General features: G+C 63.6%; 1 protein-coding gene. It reads left to right on the forward strand.

Annotation, left to right across the window (positions count from 1 at the left end; all coding sequences use genetic code 11):
* A partial coding sequence (locus tag SB816_RS30135; RefSeq protein ID WP_410548009.1) for a LysR family transcriptional regulator substrate-binding protein occupies positions 1-376 on the forward strand: 376 nt, incomplete at both ends.

Below are 376 nucleotides of genomic sequence, written 5' to 3' on the forward strand. Positions count from 1 at the left end.
CGACGAATTCCTCGCGGAATTCCACGTCGCGTATCCGCGTATCGATCTCCAGATCGAGGTGATGCGCTCGTCGGACATCATTTCGTCGGTGCTGCAGAAGACCGCGACTGCGGGCCTGAGCCTGTGCCGCACGCCCGTCGACAAACTGGAGATGCGCTGCTTCCTGCGCCAGCGCTATGCGATCTTCTGCGGCCGCCATCACCGGCTGTTCGGCCTCTCGCAACTGACGATGGAGGATCTGCTCGCGGAGAATTTCGTGTCGTTCACGAGCGACCAGATCGGCGACAGCCTCTCGCCGCTCACGGTGTTTCGCGATCAGCGCGGCTTTACGGGGCGGATCGTGGCGTCGTCGCCGAGTCTGGACGAAGTGCGGCGG

Origin of the sequence: Achromobacter sp. SIMBA_011 (assembly GCF_046535435.1) — a bacterium.
Lineage (GTDB): Bacteria > Pseudomonadota > Gammaproteobacteria > Burkholderiales > Burkholderiaceae_B > Achromobacter > Achromobacter dolens.